Source organism: Streptomyces sp. NPDC028722, assembly GCF_040637655.1.
In the GTDB taxonomy this organism is placed as follows: domain Bacteria; phylum Actinomycetota; class Actinomycetes; order Streptomycetales; family Streptomycetaceae; genus Streptomyces.
In genome coordinates, this window is sequence record NZ_JBEZWU010000008.1 from 297230 (window position 1) to 317803 (window position 20574).

Below are 20574 nucleotides of genomic sequence, written 5' to 3' on the forward strand. Positions count from 1 at the left end.
GTCGTATGCACCCCCTGGAGCGGATCGGCCGCCACCGCCTCGAACGGCCGTTGGGCAGCGGCGCTTTCGCCACGGTGTGGCTCGCCCACGACCCGGAGCTGCAAGCCCCGGTGGCGGTGAAGGTCCTCGCCGAGAACTGGGCGCACCGGCTCGACATCAGGGAGCGTTTCCTCGCCGAGGCGCGGCTGCTGCGGCAGGCCGGTTCCAGCCGGGTGGTGCAGGTCTACGACATCGGTGAACTCCCCGACGGCAGACCGTACTTCGTCATGGAGTACGCCGACGGCGGCACCCTCGCCGACCTGCTGGCGGGCGGCCCGCTGCCGGTGCGGGACGCGCTCGCGCTGACGGCCGAGGCCGCGCGCGGTGCCGCCGCGCTGCACGAGGCGGGCATCGTGCACCGCGACATCAAGCCGACCAACGTGCTGCTGCACACCGCCCCGGACGGCACCCGGCGGGTGCTGCTGGCCGACCTGGGGCTCGCCAAGAGTCTCGCGCAGGCGTCCGTGCTGACCCTGGCCGCGGGCTCGGCGGGCTACCAGCCGCCGGAACAGGCCGAGCCCGGAGAGGGCATCGACGAGCGGGCCGACGTCTACAGCCTCGGCGCGGTCGGCTACGAACTGCTCACCGGGACCGTGCCGGGACCGCCGGGGAAGGTCGTACCGCCGGACCGGTCGCGGCCGGAGCTGGGCGCGGGCGTGGTGCGGGCGGTGCTGCGGGCGCTGGAGCCGGACCGGGCCCGGCGCTGGCCGGGCGCCCTGGCCTTCGCGGACGAGCTGGACCGGCTGGCGGCGGACCCGCCGGCGCCGCCCGCACGGCGGCTCGACCGGGTCCGTGGCCGGCTCGGCACGGTGACCCTGGTCCTCGCCGCGGTCCTCGCCGCCACGGCCGCCGCGGTCACGGTGACCGTGGCCCTCCAGCACCGCGGCGGCCCGGCGGACGACGAGGTGCGGGTCGCGGACGCCACCGGGCGGGTCACCCTGCGGGTGCCCGCCGGCTGGGGCCGCCAGCTGCGCGGCTCCGGCTGGGATCCGCGCGCGCTCGGGCTGGCCGCGGGTCACGAGCCGGGTCTGGTGGTGGCCGACGACCTGGCCCGCTGGTCCGACCTGAAGGACGCCGTGGACGGGGTGTTCGTCGGGGTCAGCGCGCACGGCGACGTCACCGCCGGGGTGCGGGCGCTCGCGCACTCCGGCTGCCGTTACGCCGGCACCCGCGCGTTCACCGGCGGCGCGTGGCACGGCGTGGTCCGGGCCTGGGACGGCTGCCCGGACGGCGGCTCGGTCACCGAGTCCGCGCTGGTCCCGGCGGACGGCTCCGCGCAGCCGCAGGTGTACGTGCAGGTGCGTCAGCACGGGGCCGGCGACGCGACCGACGGCATACTGCGCTCCCTGAAGGTGGCCTGAAGGCACCGGCACGGTCAAGACGGGGAAAAGATGCCGGTGTGTCCCGAACTTTTCCGGCGACCCGTGCATCGGACTGTGATGACGGCGCATCCGGCGCCGACGGCGCGCGTCCCACGCGTGCCGGGACGATCCTTGAGTGGTGAGCGACATGGTGAACACCCCCCGGTCCGCGCGACAGGGCGCCCTGCTCCTGGGCACGGCCGCCGTGCTGGGCCTGCTGACCGCCTGCGGCGGCACCGACGTGCACAGCAACCCGCCGGTCACCGCCCCCGGTACGGCCGCGCCCGCGCGGGAGACCACGAAGAGCCCGGCGTCCGCCCCGGCCGCCTCCGGGTCCGGGACCGCCGCGTCGGCCCCGTCGAACGCGGCCGCGTCCCGGGGCGGCGCCGCGACCACGGCACCTCCGGGCACGGCCCCGGCGGCCCCGGGCACGGCGGCCACCCCGGCGGTGGGCAAGCGCTGCCACACCGGCGAGCTGCGTGCCTCCGTGGGCCGCGGCGATCCGGGCGCCGGCCAGGAGAACTTCCCGGTGGTGATCACCAACACGTCCGCCCGGACCTGCACCCTGCACGGCTATCCGGGCGCCGCCTTCGTGGGCGCCTCCGGCACCCAGCTCGGTCCCGACCCCCACCGCACGCCGGGCTCCCCGGCGACCGTCACGCTCAAGCCCGGGCAGAGCGCCTGGGCCGGACTGACCTTCTCCAACCCGGGCATCAGCGAGGCGAAGACGGCCACACCCGCCGCGCTGCTCGTCACCCCGCCGGACGAGCACGACCCGCTGAAGGCCGCCTGGACGGGCGGGCCGGTGCCGGTCTCCGGGAACTCCTCCTCCGTCCGTCTGACCGTGCTCAGCCCCGGCACCGGTCCCTGACCGGCCCCACTCCCCCGCCCCGCTGTCTCCGCTGAGGCAGCGGGGTTCGTCATGACCGCGCCACAACTGTCACGGGACGGCAACAGCCTTCGCCCACCGCGATCTTTCCTCCCCCACCCGTCATCGAACCCGGTCGACCACACGGCGAGCGGGCCCTCCAGGGGTCCTGACCAGGGAATCGGGGACGACAGTGAGCGGGATCCCACGCAGGCGGCTACTGACGGCGGGGGCGGCGGCGGCCGCCCTCGGAACACTGGCCGCCTGCTCCTCCGGCACCGGCCTCCGGGTCGGCGGACCGGACCCGGGCGGCCGGGGCACCGAGCGGGCCCGGCCCGTGAGGCCGATCGGCGACGGCTCCACCGCCTACACCGGCGCCCAGCCGCACCAGCCGGAGCCGGTGCGGCTGCGGCCGGGCCGGCGGCCCCCGCAGTTCGTGGTGTTCTCCTGGGACGGCGCGGGCGAGCTGAGCAACCGGCTGTTCTCCCGGTTCCGCCGGGTGGCCGCCGACCACGGCGCCCGGATGACCTTCTTCCTCAGCGGCATCTACACGCTGCCCGAGTCCAGGAAGCACCTCTACCGGCCGCCGCAGCACCCGGTCGGCGCCTCCGCCATCGGCTACCTCGCCGACCGGCACATCCACGCCACCCTCCAGCAGGTCCGCGCGGCCTGGCTGGAGGGCCACGAGATCGGCACCCACTTCAACGGGCACTTCTGCGGCGCCACCGGTGTGCGCCGCTGGTCCCCGGCCGAATGGCGCAGCGAGATCGAGCAGGCGGTCGACTTCGTGACCACCTGGCGGACCAACACCGGTTTCACCGACCTCGATCCGCTGCCCTTCGACTACCGCAAGGAGCTGACCGGCGGTCGCACCCCCTGCCTGGAGGGCCAGGCGGCCCTGCTGCCCACCGCCGCCGCGCTCGGCTGGACGTACGACGCCAGTTCCCCCGGCGGCCTCCAGATCTGGCCCGGCAAGGTCCAGGGCGGCCGGATATGGGACTTCCCGCTCCAGTCCATACCGTTCGCCGGCCACTCCTCCCAGGTCCTCTCGATGGACTACAACATGATGTTCAACCAGTCCGGCGGCAACCCGCTCGGCGACCGCACGCGGTACGGCCTCTGGCGCGCCCAGGCCCGCGACACCTATCTGGCCGGTTTCCGGCGGGCGTACGAGAGCAATCGCGCGCCCCTGTTCATCGGCAACCACTTCGAACGCTGGAACGGCGGCATCTACATGGACGCCGTCGAGGAGGCGATCGGGACGATGGCCTCCTACGACGACGTACGGTTCGTGTCGTTCAAGCAGCTCGTCGCCTGGCTGGAGGCGCAGGACCCGGCGGTGCTGCGCCTCCTGCGCACGCTGCCGCCCGGGCAGGCACCGGGGGGCGGCTGGGCGGAGTTCCTGGGCACGGTGGGTACCCGGTCGTCGTAGCCGGCCGGAGGCGTCTGTTTTCATGGGCGGGCACCCCGTGATCCGTTCCGGAAGGACCCGCCCTGAACACCGCGCTCGCCGAGGCCCTGTCCGCCGTGCTCCTGGTCGCCGTGCTGGCCTGGGCGGTCGTACGGCCCTTCGGCCGCACCGAGGCGGTCATGGCCGTACCCGCCGCCGGGATCGCGATCGCGACCGGTGCGATCTCCCTCGGCCACGCCCGGGCCGAGGTGGAGCGGCTCGGGCCGGTGGTGGGGTTCCTGGCGGCGGTGCTGGTCCTCGCCCACTTCTGCGACGTGGAGGGGCTGTTCCGGGCGTGCGGGGCGTGGACGGCCCGGTGGGCGGGGGGCCGCCCGGTGCGGCTGCTGACCGCGGTGTTCGCGCTGGCGTCCGCCATCACCGCCGTCCTCAGCCTGGACGCGACCGTCGTGCTGCTGACTCCGGTGGTGTTCGCCACGGCCGCGCGCACCGGCGTACGGCCCAAACCGCATGTCTACGCCTGCACCCATCTGTCCAACACGGCGTCGCTGCTGCTGCCGGTGTCCAACCTGACGAACCTGCTGGCGTTCACGGCGAGCGGGCTCGGCTTCACCCGGTTCGCGGCGCTGATGGTGCTGCCGTGGCTGGCGGCGATCGGTGTCGAGTACCTGGTGTTCCGGCGGTTCTTCGCCCGGGACCTCGCGGCGGCGGCCCCGGCGGACCGCGGTTCCGGCGAGGCACCGGGGCTGCCGCTGTTCGCGCTGGTGACCGTGGGCGGCACGCTCGCCGGGTTCGTGGTGGCGTCGGCGTTCGGCGTGGATCCGGCCTGGGTGGCCGCGGCGGGCGCGCTGGTGCTGGCCGGGCGGTCGCTCCTGCGGCGGCGGGCGACCGTGCCGAGTGTCGTACGGGCGGCGGCCCCGGCCTTCCTCGTGTTCGTCCTGGCCCTCGGCATCGTGGTGCGGGCGGTCGTCGACAACGGGCTCGCCGACGCGCTCGGGCGCGTGGTGCCGGACGGCACGGGGCTGCCGGCGCTGCTCGGTACCGCGGCGCTGGCCGCCGTACTGGCGAACGTGATCAACAATCTGCCCGCGGTGCTGGTCCTGCTGCCGCTGGCGGCGCCCGCCGGGCCGGGCGCGGTCCTCGCCGTACTGCTCGGCGTGAACATCGGCCCGAACCTCACCTATGCCGGGTCGCTGGCCACACTGCTGTGGCGGCGGATCGTCCACCAGCACGAGCACGACGTGGACCTCGGGGAGTTCACCCGCCTCGGCCTGATCGCCGTGCCGTCCTCCCTGGCCGTCGCCGTGGTGGCACTGTGGGGGTCGCTCCAGGTTCTCTGAGGGGCGCGGACCGAGCCGAGGGAGGCCGACCGGATGCGTGTGATCGCCTGGCTCGTCGAGGGCACCTGGCCCGCCTGCGTGGACGCCGTCCGCGCCCATGTGCCGGACGACGGCGAGGTGGTGCTGCTCCACGTCAGCGCGCCCGACGTGCCGGCGGTGGCGCACGGGGCCTTCGCCGGGCTGCTCGGGCGCGGCGGGCGGTGGGGGCACCGCCCGGCCGAGGGCTGGGAGAGTGATCCCGGTGACCGGCTGGAGGCACTGGGCGGCACGTCGGCGGCGGCGCTCCTCGACGCGGCGGCCGAGCGGCTGGGCCGGCCGTGCACGCGGGTGGAGCGGTCCGGCCGCGTCGAGCGGGAGGTGGTGGCCGCCGCCGAGGGAGCCGGTCTGCTGGTACTGGCCCGCGACGGGGACCGGTCCCGGCTCGGACCGGGCAGTCTCGGCCCGGCCGTCCGGTTCGCCGTCGACCACGCGCCCTGCCCGGTCCTGCTGGTGTGGCCGGAACCGGCGCCGGAGCTGGGGACGATCCCGCCCCCGCCGTCGGGGCCGTAGTCGCTCAGGACGTCGGCGCGGGCACGGCGGGCGGTACCGGGACGGTGTCGCCGTCCCAGTCGACGTTCTTCATCCGGAGATCCGGTTCTGCGGTGTCGACGGTCCAGCGGCGGCCGGCGCCCGCGGCGGTACGGGTCTTGAGCACGAGGGCGCCGGAGCCGTCGGTGGCGGCCGGGGTGAGGGCCAGGTCCTGGTTCGAGCGGGGCACCAGGACGCCCTGGAGGGTGAAGTCGTAGCGGATGGTGCGGGCGGCGTCGCCCTCGGCCGCGCAGGGGGCGAGGCGGACGGAGTAGCCGAGGCGGGAGTCCAGGCACAGGTCGGGGGCGGCGGCGTTGCGCAGCAGCCCGTCGGTCTCGTACGTCCACTGCTGGGCCGGGGCCGCGGAGCAGGCGGTGAGTTCCGTCTCGGCGCCCTGTACGGCCTTGGCGCCGACGACTCCGACACACAGACCGGAGGCGAGGTTGTGCAGCCTGCCGTGCAGCGCGCCCTGTCCGGTACCGCTCCCGCCGGCCCACGACGCGCCCGGCGAGGGGGTCTTCCCGCCCGGCGTCCGGGACGGCGTGCCCGCGGCACCGGGCCCCGGGGCGCCACCGGACCCGTGGACCGCCCACAGCACCAGCGGAACCGCGACCAGTCCCCCGACGGCAAGCACGACCACCCCGGCCTGCCGCCGTCGCGCACGCCGAACGGCCCGGTGGAGGGAACGGGGCGAGCGGGCGGCCACGGGAGCGGTGGAGCCGGCGGGACCCTCGGGGTCGTGGAGGCCGGTGCGGTCGGTGGCTCGGGCGGGGGCGGTGGTGTCGCCGCGTTCGCCGGCGTCGGCGGTCACCGGTGGAGCGGAGGTACGGGCTCCCGCATCTCGCCTGCGGGTACCCGGTGCCGAACGACCGGTCGGGGCGGCGAGCCCCGCAGGGTCGCCGGTCCCGCCGAGTCCGCCGGCGTCGGCCGTTCCGCGAGGAGCACCGGAGGCACGGAACCCGGCGCCTCGCCTGCGGGTACCCGGTGCCCGGCGGCCGGAGGGAGCGGCGGGGTCGGCGGGGTCGGTCCGCCCGCCGGTGCCGGCGGCTTCGGAGGGAGCGGTGGAGGCACCGAACCCGGCCGCTCGCCTGAGGGCCCCCGGCATCCGGCGGCCCGCCGCCCCGCCACGGCCGGCCGCTCGCCCGGGGCCACCCGCCGTACCCGACGTGGCCGGGTCGGCCGATCCGTCGGGCGCCGCGGGCACCGTCGGCGCCGCCGGTCCCGCCGGCTGCCCGCCGGTGAAGGATTCGCCGGCCGGCGGGGCGGCGGCGTCCCCGGCGCCGTACGGGAAGGCGGGCTCCCGCGCGGGGGTGACGGTGGCGGGCGGAGGCGGCGTGGCGGTGCGGGTCGTCCGGGACTCCAGGTAGCCGTGGGCGCCCCAGCCGAGGACGGCCTCGGCCAGCGCGGCGCCCAATCCCGTGTTGAAGCGGTCCAGTTGGTCGGCGGTGCGGGTGCAGTGGGGGCAGCGGGCCAGGTGCTGCCGCAGGTCGGGGTCGATGTCCGTGCCGCCGCGCCGGAAGGTCACGTCGAGCATGCGCAGGTAGCGCCGGCACTCGTCCTCGGGGGCGAGTTCGCGGTGCGCCTGGAGGCATTCGTCGCGGAGCCGTTCGCGGGCCCGGCGCAGTTCGACGGCGGCGCTCTCCTCGTCCAGGCCGAGCAGGGCGGCGGGCACGGACAGGGGTTCGGCCTCGACCTCGGTGTGCCACAGCACGGCACGTGAGGTCTCGGGCACCCGCTGGAACGCGCGGGACAGCAGCCGCCGGCCGGACGGCGGCAGCAGCCGGGCCGCGACGCGCTCGCCGGTGCCGTCGTCCGGGCGCAGGGCGGGGTGGAGGAGTTCCCGCCGCTCGTCGGTGTCCCACTCGGCGGCGATGCGGCGGACCGCGACCAGGACGTGGGGCCGCCAGGCGGCGGTCGGCCCGGCCTGCCGCAGGGAGGCGCCGAACAGCCGGGTGAACGCGGCGGTGGTGAGCATCCCGGCGGCGCGCGGACCGTCGGTGCACAGCCGGGCGTAGGCGAAGGCCGCCGTCCAGTGCCGGTCGAGGAGTTCGCCGACCGGATGCAGCGCGGGTGACGTGCCCGTCCATTTCCTCAGTGCGGCACCGAGCTGCTCGTCCGACGGGCCTGCCTCATGCACGGCTGCATTCCTCCAGACACGAAACGGGCATTAGTCCGTACCAACGAGTACGGGGAGAGGCCGGGGCAGCTCGAAATACACCGGGAATGTGTGTACCTGCACGCCGACAGCCCACACTTTTACACAGCCGAACATACCCGAACAAGAGATCTTCCCGTTCACGGTATTTCCTTTTCCGCATTTCGTTATTGACGCACCGTCGAAGAAAGCCTCTCCCCCTTCCCTTTACCCGGCGTCCGTGCGACGCGGAGCACGCGCCGCACGGGCCTGACGTCAGCGGTCAGTGACCGCTGACGGCGCGCGCGGTGTAGGGCCGCTCCAGCTCCTCGGTCTCCTCGTCGCTCAGCTCGAGGTCCACGGCGGCCACCGCGTCCTCGATGTGCTGGCCCCTGGCGGCGCCGACGATGGGGGCCGTGACGGCGTCCTGGCGCAGCAGCCAGGCGAGGGCCACCCGCGCGCGCGGCACGCCGCGGTCGGCGGCGATGCGGGTGACGGCCTCGACGATCGCGCGGTCGCTCTCCAGGTACAGCCGGCTGCCGAAGTCGTCGGTGGCGCTGCGCCCGGTGACCGTGCCCCAGTCGCGGGTGAGCCGGCCGCGGGCGAGCGGGCTCCACGGCAGCACGCCGACGCCCTGGTCCTCGCACAGGGGCAGCATCTCGCGTTCCTCCTCGCGGTAGAGGAGGTTGTAGTGGTTCTGCATGGACACGAACTTCGTCCAGCCGTGCCGCTCGGCGGTGTGCTGCGCCTTGGCGAACTCCCACGCGTACATCGAACTGGCGCCGATGTACCGCACCTTGCCCGCCTTGACCAGATCGTGCAGCGCCTCCATCGTCTCCTCGATCGGAGTGGAGTGGTCGTAGCGGTGGATCTGGTAGAGGTCGACGTAGTCGGTACCGAGGCGGCGCAGGCTGTGGTCGATCTCGCTCATGACGGCCTTGCGGGACAGGCCGGCTCCGTTGGGGCCGGGCCGCATGCGGCCGTTGAGCTTGGTGGCCAGCACGATCTCGTCACGGTCGGCGTAGTCGCGCAGGGCCTTGCCGACGATCTCCTCGCTGGTGCCGTCGGAGTAGACGTTGGCGGTGTCGAAGAAGTTGATGCCGGCTTCCAGCGCCTGCCGGATGAGCGGGCGGGACGCCTCCTCGTCGAGGGTCCACTCGTGCGTGCCGCGGTCCGGCAGCCCGTAGGTCATGCAGCCCAGACAGATCCGTGAGACGTCCAGGCCCGTCGAACCGAGCTTCACGTACTGCATCGTTGCTGCTCCTGCCGTCGGAACGATGGTCTGGGCAGAGCCTACGACGGTGGCTCCGGACCGACTTGACGGCGCCGGTGTGCGGGCGATTTGATCCTGAGAGTGCCGCGCCGCCCGGCGTGGGCAGGACGGAGCGGACTTGCCCACGGGTGTTCTCCGCGCCACTGGGCCCCTGCCGGCCCTGGGCGCCGTGTCAGCGGCCATGATCATCGCGGTGACGGCTCTGGCCGGCTGCGCTCCCGGCCATCGGGGTGGTGACGGTGCCGCCGAGCCGGCCACGCTGCGGCTGCCGCCGCGCGGCGCCGGGTTCGACTACCAGATCGGCGGCGCCTATCCCCCGCCGAAGGGCGTGCGGATCGTCAGCCGCGACCGGTCCGACTCTCCCGCACCGGGCCTGTACAACATCTGCTACGTCAACGCCTTCCAGGCCCAGCCCGCCGAGCGCTCCTCGTGGCCGGCCGACCTGCTGCTGCGCGACGCGCACGGTGCCGTCGTCATCGACGAGGACTGGCACGAGCCGCTGCTCGACCTGCGTACCCCCGCCGCGCGGAAGAGGGTGGCGCGGCGGGTGAACACGTGGATCGACGGCTGCGCGCGGAAGGGCTTCGACGCCGTCGAGCCCGACAACTACGACAGCTACACCCGCTCCCACCGGCTGCTCACCGCGGCCGACGCGACCGCGTTCATGACCCTCCTGTCCCGGCACGCGCACGCGCGGCACCTGGCCATCGCGCAGAAGAACACCGCGGAACTGGCGGGGCGGCGCCGGCGGGCCGGGCTGGACTTCGCGGTGTCGGAGGAGTGCGGGCAGTACGACGAGTGCGGGGTGTACGCGAAGGCGTTCGACGACCGGGTGGTGGACATCGAGTACACCGACGCCGGACTGCGCGCGGCCCGTGCCCGGTGGGGCGGCCGGCTGAGCATCGTCCGCCGCGACCGGGACGTGTCCACCCCGGGCAGCGCGGCGTACGTCCGCAGAGTGCGCTGACCGTGTCGCCCGGTGACGGTCCGGGCGGTACGGCGGCCGAGAGCCCCGGAGGGGACGTCGGCCGCCGTGCTGCTCCTCGGTGTCAGGGGGTCACGGTGATCGCGCTCACCGGGCAGGCGCGGGCCGCCTCCCGGACCATGGGGTCGCCCGAGCCGTCCTCATGGCCCGGTACGAGGGTGCTGTAGCCGTCGTCGTCCTGGGTGAAGACGCCCGGCGCGGCCAGGGCGCACTGTCCGGCGCCGATACAGGTGTCCTTGTCGATGTCGATGTGCATGGGAAGAGCCTCTTACCAGGTCACGGGGAGTTCCAGCATCCCCTGGATCGTGTCGCCGGGTTTGAAGGGGATGTCCTCGGCGGGGGCGGCCAGCCGCAGGCCGGGCAGCCGCGCGAACAGGCTGCCGAGGGCGATCTCCAGTTCCGCGCGGGCCAGGTTCTGGCCCAGGCACTGGTGGATGCCGAAGCCGAACGCCATGTGGTGGCGGGCGGAGCGGTGGAGGTCCAGGGCGTCGGGGTCGTCGTACACGGCCGGGTCCCGGTTGATCACCGAGGTGGCGAAGAGCACCGCCTCACCGGCCCCGATCGTGGTGCCGGCGACCTCGATGTCCTCGACCGCCACCCGCTGGAGTCCCTCGGCGATGGACAGCATGCGCAGCAGTTCCTCCACGGCGGCGGGCAGCAGCGCGGGGTCGGCGCCCAGCTCGGCGGCCCGGCCGGGCTGCTGGAGCAGCGTGTACGTGCCCAGGGAGATCATGTTGGCGGTCGTCTCGTGGCCGGCGACCAGCAGGATGATGGCCAGCGAGACGGCCTCGGGGCGCTCCAGCTCCCCCGTGCGCAGCCGCTGGTGGACCAGCTCGTCGAGAATGCCGTCGCCGGGCTCGGTCTCCTTCGCCTTGGCGTCGATCAGCCCGCCGAGGTAGTCCTCCAGCCGGCGGCGGGCCTGCTCGGTGTCCTCGCCGGTCGGACCGCGCAGCAGCCTGCGGGACTGCTCCTCGAAGAACTCGTGGTCGGCGTAGGGCACCCCGAGCAGGCCGCAGATCACCATCGACGGTACGGGCAGCGCGAAGGCGGAGACCAGGTCGGCGGGCGGGCCCTGCGCGATCATCGTATCGAGCAGCTCGTCCACGATGCGCTGGATCCGGGGACGCAGTTCGGTCGCGCGCTTGACGGTGAACGAGGGGATCATCATCCGCCGCTGCCGCTGGTGCTCGGGGTCGTCCTCGCCGAGCAGGGCCACCCTGCGCTTGCGGACGGCCGCGAAGCGCGCGGTGATCGCGGGGAAGCCGGGGCGGCGGCGGTCGGCGGACAGCCGGGGGTCGGCGAGCAGGGCGCGGGCGGTGGCGTGCGCGGTGACCAGCCAGACCTCGCGGCCGTCGTAGAGGGTGACGCGGGACAGGGGCCGCCCGTCGCGCAGCGGGTCGTATCCGGTGGGCGGGTGGTAGGGGCAGGTGCGGTCCTGGGGGAAGGCGACGGGTTCGGCCGTGGCAGCCGGGCCGGTGGTGTCCGTCAGTTCCGTCATGGAAGAGACCTCGCAGACGAAGGGGGTGCGTCGTGCCGATCTTCATTAGATGCCCAGGGCATCTATAGGTCGACGCCAAGTTCGGCCAGTTGGGCGCGGGGCGTCATCTGGCCGGAGTGCGAGGGGTCAGGGGGCGGAAACCGGCCGCGGTCCCACGTCCCCAGGGTGTCTCCCGCAGGCGGGTCAGGGCAACCGCACGGCGCCCGTTCCCGGGGCGAAGGCGCGGGCTACGGCGAGGCTGTCCTCGTACACGTGGTGCCGTACGACCAGGCCGTCCCGGACGGTCAGGTGCAGGGCGAAGCGGGCACTGTAGGCGCGGCCGGTCGGTGCGGCGGTCTGCCGGATGACGCCCAGCACGACCGCGTCCTCGCCGTCGGCCAGGATGTGCCCGACGGTGGTGCCGGCCTCCTCCGGGACGTGGTGGGTGGCCAGTTCCCGGTAGTGCGCGGCGATCTCGGCCCGGCCGGAACGGTGCCGGATCCACGGGGTGTCGGCGCGGCCGTGCTCGTCCTCCGGCCAGTCCAGCCGCCAGTCGCAGTCGTCGGCGTACAGGTCGGCGATCAGCTCCGGGTCACCGTGGCCGATCCTGCGCAGGAGTTCCTGGACGACGGAGCGGGTCGCGGCGGTGCGGTCGTCGGACATGGGCGGCTGCCTCCCCGGGCGGGTGGTGATCGGGACGGGGACCACTGTGCCGCGGGGGGCGCGGCGACGCGATGACCTCTGAGGTAATCACCGCGTCGACGGACGCGGCACGCGGTAAGGATGAATCGTGCGACCACCGGTGTTACGCCGGTGACATAGATCCGCGGGACGACGAAGGGGACGGAGAGACATGCCACTTGAGGGCGAGTACGAGCCCAGCCCGACGCAGTGGGTGCGCGAGCAGGTCGAGCTGTACGAGAGGTCCGGCGGGACCGAGGGCACGACCCTGCGGGACACCGGGCTGCCGGTGATCGTGCTGACGACCCGGGGTGCGAAGAGCGGGAAGATCCGCAAGACGCCGCTGATGCGGGTGGAGCACGAGGGCCGGTACGCGGCGGTCGCCTCGCTCGGCGGCGCGCCCCGGCACCCGGTCTGGTACTTCAACGTGTTGTCGGACCCGCAGGTCGAGCTTCAGGACGGCCCGGTCAAGCGGGACATGCGGGCCCGGGAGATCACCGGCGCGGAGAAGGCCGAGTGGTGGGAGCGGGCGGTGGCCGCGTTCCCGCCGTACGCCGAATACCAGCAGAAGACGTCGCGGGAGATCCCGGTCTTCGTCCTGGAGCCGGCCGACGGCAGCTGACGCGAGAGCGCCGGCGGGGGTGCCGGTTCCGGCCGGGAAAGGGTCCGATCCAGAAAAATCTGTTCCGGCAAGGTGTGGACCCGTTTCCCGCCGGGCACCCGCTCGTCAGGCCCCGCCGCGCTCCCCCGTCGCGGCGGGGCTTTCGTGTGCCTTGCCCGCCGGCCGGTCGGTGACGTCGAGGAAGATCTGGTCGGCGTCCGGGAACGTGTGGGTGAGGGACCGCTTGATGCGTTCGGACACCTCCTCGACGCGTTCGCTGTCCAGGCCCGGCACCAGGTCGATACGGGCGGCGACCAGGGTGGAGTCGAGGCCCATCTTCATGGTGAACAGCCCCTCCACGCTGTCGATCTCCGGCTGGGCCCGCAGCAGCGCCTGGATCCTGCCGCTCAGTTCGGGGTCGGCGGCTTCGCCGATCAGCTGGTCGCGGGCGTCGCGGCCGAGCCGGTAGGCGACGTAGACCAGCAGTACGCCGATGGCCAGCGAGGCGGACGCCTCCCAGACGACCTGCCCGGTCACCATGTGCAGGGCCATCCCGACCAGCGCGAGGGTGACGCCGAGGACCGCCGTGGCGTCCTCGGCGACCACCGTGCGCAGCGCGGGATCGCGCAGCCCGGCCAGGCCCCCGCCCTGCCCGCGCACCTGGTGCAGGGCACGCATCAGGGAGACGCCCTCGGCGATCAGGGCCACGCCCAGGACGGCGAGGCCGACCACATAGCCGCTGAACGTCTCGTCGGCGCCGTTGCGCAGGGCCTCGACGCCCTGGAAGAAGGAGAAGCAGCCGCCCATGACGAAGATGCCCACGGCGGCGAGCAGCGACCAGAAGAACCGTTCCTTGCCGTAGCCGAAGGGGTGCCGGGTGTCGGCGGGACGGCGGCTGCGGCGCAGCGCGGCCAGCAGGAAGACCTCGTTGAGGCTGTCGGCGACGGAGTGCGCGGCCTCCGACAGCAACGCGGGCGAGCCCGCGAGGACACCACCGACGGCCTTGGCGACGGCGATGACCAGGTTGGCGGCGAGCGCCACCAGGATGGTGACCTTGGTGTGCCGGTCGGCCTGGGAATCGCCGTCGCCGTCGGCCGAGTTCTCCTGGGAATCACCGCCGGCGGCCCGGTCGGCCCGTGGCTCCCCACCGCCGTCCCGATGGGCCCGGGACTTGCCACCGCCGTCCGCTCGGCCGGCCGGCGGACTGCCGGACCGGCTGCCGGACCCGCCGTCGGGTCGGCCGTCGTCCTGTTCGCGTCCGGGCGGCGCGCCGCCGTCCGCGGCGCGCGCCGGTGCCGTTTCGTTGTTCCCGGCCGTAAGCGCGGCCTTCTCCCGTTCCGAGGATGTCCCAGTCACTCATCGCCGACTGCCCCCGACCGGGCGGCTCACACCGTGCGGGACGCGCGGAACGGGGAACGCGGTGGCACGGAGGATCCCGGCGGCGAGGAGGAGACATGGGCGGCGACGGCAACCGCGGGTACGGCCACCGCACGTTCCACCGGTCCAGGAGTCACTTCGCGGACCGGATCACCGCCGACGGCCGGGACGGCTGGCCGGTCGAGGCGGGCCGCTACCGGCTGGTGGTCTCCCGTGCCTGCCCGTGGGCGAGCCGGGCGGTGATCGCGCGCCGGCTGCTGGGGCTGGAGGACGCGCTGTCGATGGCGGTCGCCGATCCGGTGCAGGACGACCGCAGCTGGCGGTTCACCCTGGACCCGGACGGCCGGGACCCGGTGCTCGGCATCCGGTTCCTCGCCGAGGCGTACGACCGCCGGGAGGCGGGCTACCCGGGCGGGGTGAGCGTGCCCGCGGTGGTCGACGTCCCCAGCGGGCGGTTGGTCACCAACGACTACCAGCGGATCACCCTGGACCTGGCCACCCAGTGGACGGCCCTGCACCGCGACGGCGCACCCGACCTGTACCCGGCCGCCCTGCGCGCGGAGATCGACGAGGTGATGGCCGAGGTCTACGAGGACGTCAACAACGGCGTGTACCGGGCCGGCTTCGCCACGCACCAGAAGAACTACGAGGAGGCCTGCGCGGGCGTGTTCCGGCGGCTGGAACTGCTCGGTGAGCGGCTGGCCGGACGGCGGTATCTGGTCGGTGACACCCTCACGGAAGCGGACATCCGGCTGTTCACCACGCTGGTCCGGTTCGACGCCGTCTACCACGGCCACTTCAAGTGCAACCGCTGGAAGCTGGCGGAGCACCCGGTGCTGTGGGCGTACGCCCGGGACCTGTTCCAGACGCCCGGCTTCGGCGACACGGTCGACTTCGACCACATCAAGCGCCACTACTACCAGGTGCACTCCGGCATCAACCCCACCGGCATCGTGCCGCTCGGCCCGGACCTCGGGGGCTGGCTCGCTCCCCACCACCGCGCGGAGCTGGGCGGCCGGCCGTTCGGGGACGGTACGCCTCCGGGGCCGGTGCCCGCGGGCGAACGGGTGGCCCCGCGAGGACGGCCCGCATGAGGACCGCCTGACGAGGAAGTAGTCACCCATGGCCAAGAACAAGAAGAAGCTCCCTCTCGCCTATCAGCCGGTCGGATTCCTGCTCAGCTGGGCAGGCGGCGCCCTGGCCGGTATGGCCTTCCGCAAGGCGTGGATGGCGATCCGGCACGAGGACGACGCGCCCGACGCCCTGGACCCCGACCGCGGCTGGGGTGAGATCCTGCTGGCCGCGGCGGTCCAGGGCGCCATCTTCGCGGTGGTGCGCAGTGCCGTCGACCGCACCGGCGCGAAGGCCATCGAACGGTCGACGGGCGTGTGGCCGGCGATCGACAAGGGCGGCCGGGACTGAGCCGGCCGGTCAGCCCTGCTTCGGGGCCGTCGAGGATTGCAGGCGCAGGGTGAAGGAGTGCCCGGCGGGGTCGGCGTACCCGCGTTCCTCGTACGGCCCCGCCGCGTCCCTCGTCTCGATCGGCCGGCCGCCGAGCCCCACCACCCGGCGCTCGGCCTCGTCCAGGTCCTCGACCAGGAAGTCGAGATGGGCCTGGAGGGAGTTCTCCGGGCGCGGCCAGCTGGGCGGCGTCGCGTTGACGTCCCGGCGAAAGGCCAGCCGGACCCCGTCGGCGCCCCGGATCTCGACGAGGTTGGCGGACGCGGCGGTCCGTTCGCCTTCGAGCAATTCCCGGTAGAACTCGGCGAGTTTCTCGGGCTCGGCGCAGTCGAGCACCAAGACGCCCGCTTTGACCAGTGCCATGCTTCCTCCTGGTGGATTCCGTGCGGTTGTCCCCTGCGGATATCCCGCGCCGCGGGAAACAGTCGGCGGGCGCGGCGTGTTGGGCCGCGACCGCGCGTAAGCGGCGGTCCGGGTGCGGTGGTTGCCGGCCGTCCGCCGCGCGGCCGGTGGCGGTCAGTCGCAGCCGGCGCCCTCCTTCGCGCGCGGCCAGGCCTCCACGCCGTGGGAGGTGCGGACGTAGGCCGTGTGGCGGTCGTCCGTGAGCCAGAGCCGCCGGCCCCGGTAGTGGTATCCGGTGTCGTGGGCGGCGGCGGGCATGCGCACGTCTCCGCGGTACGGCGCCCGGAGCAGACCCTCCAGGCCGAGCACGCCCTCGGGGTCGCGGACGTACTCACGGCCGTCCAGCCTGAGGAAGTGGGCCGACCGCCGGCCACAGTGCGCGGAGCCGGCGGAGCCGCTGATCCGGCTGACGGGCAGCCGCCTGCCGTGTCCGTCGGTCCACACCTCCCAGCCCCAGGCGGCGGCGTACCGGGCGGGCAGTTCGGCCGGGTCGCAGGAGGCGTGCGTCTCCGGCCCCCAGCCGGGCCGGTCCTTCTGGTCCCTGGCCACCACCACCGCCACCTTCGTACGCCCGGCCACGTCGTAGGAGTACAGGACCCGGTCCGCGGACCGGCGCTCGACGCGGTAGCCACTCCCGGGGTCCTGCGGCTCGGACATGTCGAAGTAGCGGGCCAGTCCCTCCTCCGGGGTGGCACCGCCGTCGGCGGTGCTCCACGCGTCCGGGCCGGAGCCCTCGAATATCTCCCCGTCGCACTCCAGCGCCCGGCCGGCCGCGCCGGAGGCCAGACGCAGGGCCCGCGGCCCGGTGCCGTCGGTGTTCCCGGCGGGCACGTACAGCGGGCCGCCGTACGGGGACGCCGGGGGCGTGCCCTTCACCACCAGGCCGGGCGGTGGCCCGTCGTCACAGCCCGCCGCCGTCACGGCCGTCAGCGCCGCCACCGCCACCGCCACGATCCCTCTGCGCATGCCCGCCCCTTTTCCGCCCGTGCTCCCGTACTCCCGTGCGCTTCTGCGACGCCGGGGACGGCCGGAACGTTCAGCGGATTCGCCGGCACCGGCGCGGGTGTCACCCAACTTGGCACGATCCTGTCGGAGGATGGCCGTCGTGCCATGTTCCGGACGGGCGGACTCCGGCAGGCTGGGTCACCATGAGCGATGTGAACACGATGCGAGCCATCAGCCAGGACGTCCTCGGCGGTCCCGAGGTTCTGCGGTACGTGCAGATGGAACGGCCGAAGCCGGGCCCCAACCAGGTGCTGGTCCGGGTGCGGGCGGCCGGGGTGAACCCCACCGACTGGAAGCACCGGGCCACCGGCGGGTTCCTGGGCGAGCCCCCGTTCGTCCTCGGCTGGGACGTGTCCGGCGAGGTGGTCGAGAACGGGATAGGCGCCGCCGCCTTCGAGCCCGGCGACGAGGTCTTCGGCATGCTGCCGTACCCGTTCGGCCACGGCTCGCACGCCGAGTACGTGCTCGCCCCGGTCCGCGCCCTGACCCGCAAACCGGCCTCGATCGACCACGTCCAGGCCGGCGCGCTGCCGCTGGTCTCCCTGACCGCCTGGCAGGCGCTGACCGAGCACGCGGACGTGCGGCCCGGGCAGCGGGTGCTGATCCATGCGGCGGCCGGCGGGGTCGGGCACGTGGCCGTGCAGATCGCCAAGGCGCGCGGCGCTTACGTGATCGGCACGGCGAGCGCGGGCAAGCACGACTTCCTGCGGGAGATCGGCGTGGACGAGCCCGTCGACTACCGCTCCACCGACGTCACGGAGGCGGTGAGGGACGTGGACGTCGTCCTGGACACCCTCGGCGGGGAGACGGCCGTACGGTCCCTGCGGACGCTGCGGCCCGGCGGGGTCGTGGTGTCGATCCTGCCGGGAGGCTCCCAGGAGTTCTACGAGGAGGCCGAGCGGCTCGGCGTGCGGGGGGTGCGGATGCTGGTCGACGCCGATCGCGCCGGGATGCGGGCGGTCGCGGAGCTGGCGGAGTCCGGGAAGCTGACGGCGACGATCGCCGGGACGTTCCCGCTGTCCGACGCCGCGAAGGCGCACGAGCTGGGTGACACCGGGCGGACGACGGGCAAGCTGGTGCTGCTGGTGGACTGAGCGGACCCGGCGGCCGGGGCCCGGGCGCGCCAAACTCGAAGACATATGTCAATCGAACATGCTCAAATTCCTTCCATCGAGGGTAACTTGACGATCGGGAACCGACGTCCGGGCGGCCGGTGGGAGGTGGTGCCGAGGTGCGACACGAGCCCGAACCCCTCACCCGGCAACTGGGCATGTACACCTGCCGTGGGCACACGGTGCTGGAGTTCCGGGGCGAGATCGACATCGTCGCGGCGACGGAGATCGGTCCGTTCCTCGACCGCGCGACCGGTCGGCCGGGGGCCCGGGTCGTGATCGATCTCAGGCCGGTGGAGTTCTTCGACTGCTCGGGGCTGCGACTGCTCTACCGGGCGCGCGTGCGGGTGCTGGAACGCGGCGGACAGCTGCACCTGGTGTGCACGCACCCGCTGACCCTGCGCGTCCTGCGGGTCACCGGCCTGACCCGGCTCCTGCCCGCGCACCCGGACCTGGCGGCGGCCCTGGCCCGCTCCGAAGCCGCCTCCGGCTCGCTGTGAGAGGCAACGCGCCTGCCTGAACCGGCCGTTGGCGGGAATCCGGTCAGCAGGAAGGAGGGCCGTCGCGATGACGACTCCCGTCAGACGCCTGCCCGGCTGGGCCAAGGCCGTGGCCGCGCTCGTACTGGTGCTCGCCGTGCTGTTCGCCGGGATCCGGCTGGCCGTACTGCCGGGCATCAAGGACCTGTTCGGCACGGAGACCCACGACCGTTCCGGACCCGCACTGCTGAAGTCCGTCCGGGACATGAGCCGTTACGACGCCGCGTCCGGCACCTTCCAGGTCGTCGTGGACCTGGAGAAGGACGCGAAGTTCCTGCCGGACGCGATCCGCGGCACCCGCACCCTCTACGTCGGCGCGGGCTCCGTGGACGCCTACGTCGACCTCGGCCGGATCGGCGAGAACGACGTCACGGTCAACGGCGACCGTACGTCCGCCACGCTCCGGCTGCCGCACGCGCGGCTCGGCACCCCCGCACTCGACCCCCGTCACTCCTACGCCGTGTCCAAGCAGCGCGGGCTGCTGGACCGGCTCGGCGACCTGTTCTCGGACAACCCCAACAGCGAGCAGGCCGTGCAGAAACTCGCCGTCCGGCACATCGGCGACGCGGCCAGGAGCAGCGGGCTCACCGCCCGCGCCGAGCACAACACCACCGGCATGCTCCAGGGCCTCCTGCGCTCCCTCGGCTTCGAGGAGGTGCGCATCTCCTACCGCGGCTGACCGGCCGGGTCAGCGCCCCCAGCACGGTGACGCCACCAGCAGTCAGGCCACGTAGTCGCCGATGATCAGCAGCGGGGTGAGGGCGGAGCCGGCGGCCGGCTGGGGCTGGGACAGGCCGACGTCCGGGGCCTGGAGCACGGTGAGCGGCACCGCCAGGAAGACCGCGAACACCGAGAGGACGAGGGCCTGCCGGGTGGGGTCGCGCCGGGCCACGGCTGCGGGGGGAACCGGCCACCGGCAGCAGCACGGCGACGATCACTGCATCGGCCATCCCCCACCTCCCCCGCCCGGCCTGCGGTCACCCACGCGCACCCCGCGGACGCCGCCTGCCGGGGCACGGGAGGCGATGACGGTGCCACCAGTCAACAGGGCGCACCAGCCACGGCAGCGCCGGCGTCACCCACCAGGCCAGGAGTCCACCGAGCGCGAGGAGGTCCGCGCGCGGCGGGGAGGCGGATCATCCGGCACCTCCTCGTCCGCTCCGCAGACGTGTGCGGTGATGTGTCCGGCAGCCGCTGGGGGCCGGCCGAGCACCGCCGGACGCGGGCGCGGGCGCGGGCGGCACGCGGATCCGCATCCGGAGTGTCCCGGGAGTGTGAACGGATTCCGCGGGTGGGTGGCGGGACGGCGGCATCGTGGAGCGAGGCGCGGGTAAGCGGCCTACGGAACGCGGAGGTTGACGACTGGAGGACCCGATGGCCCGAACCGCCCTGCGCCTGCCCGCGGTGCTGCGTACCGCGAGGAAGCGGCCCGAGGCCGAGGAGCCCCGTCCAGCGGCCGTGCCGCGGCACGCGCTGCCGTTGCCCGTCCGGCTGCTGGCGGTCCTGGCCGCGTTCGCGTTCATGGTGGCGTTCGCCGTCGTACTGGCCCGGATCACGCTCCAGCCGTCCCCCGCGTCCGTGTCCCTGACGCACAGCAACCTGCACCCGGGCAGCTCGCTGAGGGCGTATCTGGAGCATGCGTCGGTACGGGACGCGCTCAAGCAGCTCGGCGGGAACGTGCTGCTCGGCGTGCCGTTCGGGGTGCTGGTGCCGGTCCTCGCGCCGCGCGCCCGGGGGGTGCTCCACGTCCTGGTGCTGACCGCGCTGGTGATGCTGATGGTGGAGCTGGTGCAGGGGGCGCTGGTCACCGGGCGGGCCTTCGACATCGACGACGTCATCCTCAACACGACCGGGGCACTGCTCGGTTGGCTACTGCTCGGGCGGCGGCTCGGTCGCGGGGTGCACCGGCGCGTGGCCGAGCCCCCGGCGGAGTAAGGGCGGCCG

Annotated in this window: 21 protein-coding genes and 1 pseudogene; 13 read left to right on the forward strand and 9 right to left on the reverse strand. The window is 74.0% G+C overall.

The window, feature by feature from the left end:
* Positions 1-5 precede the first annotated feature (5 nt).
* From AB0F03_RS15910 to AB0F03_RS15930, 5 genes are all read left to right on the forward strand, one after another.
* A complete protein-coding gene (locus AB0F03_RS15910; RefSeq protein ID WP_361991378.1) occupies positions 6-1400 on the forward strand; it encodes a serine/threonine-protein kinase in 1395 nt (464 codons plus the stop codon).
* A gap of 148 nt (positions 1401-1548) precedes the next feature.
* Positions 1549-2271 carry a DUF4232 domain-containing protein gene (locus AB0F03_RS15915; protein WP_361991536.1) on the forward strand — a complete coding sequence of 241 codons (723 nt, stop codon included), beginning with the start codon at positions 1549-1551 and terminating at the stop codon, positions 2269-2271.
* A 190-nt stretch (positions 2272-2461) separates the two neighbouring features.
* Positions 2462-3700 (forward strand): hypothetical protein, encoded by a 1239-nt coding sequence (locus AB0F03_RS15920; protein ID WP_361991381.1) that lies wholly within the window; start codon positions 2462-2464, stop codon positions 3698-3700.
* A 62-nt stretch (positions 3701-3762) separates the two neighbouring features.
* Positions 3763-5016 carry an SLC13 family permease gene (locus AB0F03_RS15925; protein WP_361991538.1) on the forward strand — a complete coding sequence of 418 codons (1254 nt, stop codon included), beginning with the start codon at positions 3763-3765 and terminating at the stop codon, positions 5014-5016.
* Positions 5017-5049: 33 nt separating this feature from the next.
* Positions 5050-5565, forward strand: a complete 516-nt coding sequence (locus AB0F03_RS15930) for a universal stress protein (protein ID WP_361991384.1) — start codon at positions 5050-5052, stop codon at positions 5563-5565.
* Between the two features lie 4 nt (positions 5566-5569).
* Here the strand turns inward: AB0F03_RS15930 and AB0F03_RS15935 are convergent, their stop codons facing one another.
* Positions 5570-7720 (reverse strand): ricin-type beta-trefoil lectin domain protein, encoded by a 2151-nt coding sequence (locus AB0F03_RS15935; RefSeq protein ID WP_361991387.1) that lies wholly within the window; start codon positions 7718-7720, stop codon positions 5570-5572.
* A gap of 280 nt (positions 7721-8000) precedes the next feature.
* Positions 8001-8969 carry an aldo/keto reductase gene (locus AB0F03_RS15940; protein WP_361991390.1) on the reverse strand — a complete coding sequence of 323 codons (969 nt, stop codon included), beginning with the start codon at positions 8967-8969 and terminating at the stop codon, positions 8001-8003.
* A 139-nt stretch (positions 8970-9108) separates the two neighbouring features.
* Between AB0F03_RS15940 and AB0F03_RS15945 the strand changes: the two genes are divergently transcribed.
* Positions 9109-9957, forward strand: a complete 849-nt coding sequence (locus tag AB0F03_RS15945) for an endo alpha-1,4 polygalactosaminidase (RefSeq protein WP_361991393.1) — start codon at positions 9109-9111, stop codon at positions 9955-9957.
* A gap of 82 nt (positions 9958-10039) precedes the next feature.
* Here AB0F03_RS15945 and AB0F03_RS15950 read toward each other — a convergent pair whose 3' ends face one another.
* The 3 genes from AB0F03_RS15950 to AB0F03_RS15960 all read right to left on the reverse strand — a co-directional run bounded on the left by AB0F03_RS15950 (position 10040) and on the right by AB0F03_RS15960 (position 12115).
* Positions 10040-10231 (reverse strand): ferredoxin, encoded by a 192-nt coding sequence (locus AB0F03_RS15950; protein ID WP_356822938.1) that lies wholly within the window; start codon positions 10229-10231, stop codon positions 10040-10042.
* A gap of 12 nt (positions 10232-10243) precedes the next feature.
* Positions 10244-11473, reverse strand: a complete 1230-nt coding sequence (locus AB0F03_RS15955; protein ID WP_361991396.1) for a cytochrome P450 — start codon at positions 11471-11473, stop codon at positions 10244-10246.
* 183 nt (positions 11474-11656) lie between these two features.
* On the reverse strand, positions 11657-12115 hold the full coding sequence (locus tag AB0F03_RS15960; protein ID WP_361991399.1) for a nuclear transport factor 2 family protein: 459 nt from the start codon (positions 12113-12115) through the stop codon (positions 11657-11659).
* A 190-nt stretch (positions 12116-12305) separates the two neighbouring features.
* On the opposite strand from AB0F03_RS15960, the gene AB0F03_RS15965 reads away from it, so the two are divergent.
* Entirely contained in the window at positions 12306-12755 is a 450-nt protein-coding gene (locus AB0F03_RS15965) for a nitroreductase family deazaflavin-dependent oxidoreductase (RefSeq protein ID WP_361991402.1), read from the forward strand.
* Between the two features lie 105 nt (positions 12756-12860).
* Here the strand turns inward: AB0F03_RS15965 and AB0F03_RS15970 are convergent, their stop codons facing one another.
* The gene (locus AB0F03_RS15970) at positions 12861-14090 is read right to left on the reverse strand and encodes a cation diffusion facilitator family transporter (RefSeq protein WP_361991405.1); all 1230 of its coding nucleotides are present in this window, start codon (positions 14088-14090) and stop codon (positions 12861-12863) included.
* A 98-nt stretch (positions 14091-14188) separates the two neighbouring features.
* Between AB0F03_RS15970 and AB0F03_RS15975 the strand changes: the two genes are divergently transcribed.
* Both AB0F03_RS15975 and AB0F03_RS15980 read left to right on the forward strand, forming a co-directional pair.
* Positions 14189-15205 carry a glutathione S-transferase C-terminal domain-containing protein gene (locus tag AB0F03_RS15975; protein WP_361991408.1) on the forward strand — a complete coding sequence of 339 codons (1017 nt, stop codon included), beginning with the start codon at positions 14189-14191 and terminating at the stop codon, positions 15203-15205.
* A gap of 28 nt (positions 15206-15233) precedes the next feature.
* Positions 15234-15533: a DUF4235 domain-containing protein gene (locus tag AB0F03_RS15980; RefSeq protein ID WP_361991411.1), complete on the forward strand. Its 300-nt coding sequence runs from the start codon at positions 15234-15236 to the stop codon at positions 15531-15533.
* 9 nt (positions 15534-15542) lie between these two features.
* Here the strand turns inward: AB0F03_RS15980 and AB0F03_RS15985 are convergent, their stop codons facing one another.
* Both AB0F03_RS15985 and AB0F03_RS15990 read right to left on the reverse strand, forming a co-directional pair.
* A complete protein-coding gene (locus tag AB0F03_RS15985) occupies positions 15543-15935 on the reverse strand; it encodes a VOC family protein (RefSeq protein ID WP_361991414.1) in 393 nt (130 codons plus the stop codon).
* A 153-nt stretch (positions 15936-16088) separates the two neighbouring features.
* A complete protein-coding gene (locus AB0F03_RS15990) occupies positions 16089-16940 on the reverse strand; it encodes a hypothetical protein (RefSeq protein WP_361991417.1) in 852 nt (283 codons plus the stop codon).
* Positions 16941-17122: 182 nt separating this feature from the next.
* Between AB0F03_RS15990 and AB0F03_RS15995 the strand changes: the two genes are divergently transcribed.
* The 3 genes from AB0F03_RS15995 (at position 17123) to AB0F03_RS16005 (ending at position 19309) form a co-directional block, all read left to right on the forward strand.
* Entirely contained in the window at positions 17123-18073 is a 951-nt protein-coding gene (locus tag AB0F03_RS15995; RefSeq protein WP_361991420.1) for an NADP-dependent oxidoreductase, read from the forward strand.
* A 137-nt stretch (positions 18074-18210) separates the two neighbouring features.
* Positions 18211-18591, forward strand: a complete 381-nt coding sequence (locus AB0F03_RS16000) for an anti-sigma factor antagonist (protein WP_361991423.1) — start codon at positions 18211-18213, stop codon at positions 18589-18591.
* Positions 18592-18658: 67 nt separating this feature from the next.
* Positions 18659-19309, forward strand: coding sequence for a DUF4230 domain-containing protein (locus AB0F03_RS16005; protein WP_361991427.1), 651 nt, complete (start codon positions 18659-18661; stop codon positions 19307-19309).
* 42 nt (positions 19310-19351) lie between these two features.
* On the opposite strand, the pseudogene AB0F03_RS16010 reads toward AB0F03_RS16005, so the two are convergent.
* A pseudogene (locus tag AB0F03_RS16010) lies at positions 19352-19580 on the reverse strand (hypothetical protein).
* Positions 19581-20004: 424 nt separating this feature from the next.
* Between AB0F03_RS16010 and AB0F03_RS16015 the strand changes: the two are divergent.
* Entirely contained in the window at positions 20005-20565 is a 561-nt protein-coding gene (locus AB0F03_RS16015; protein WP_361991429.1) for a VanZ family protein, read from the forward strand.
* The last annotated feature ends 9 nt before the right edge of the window (positions 20566-20574 follow it).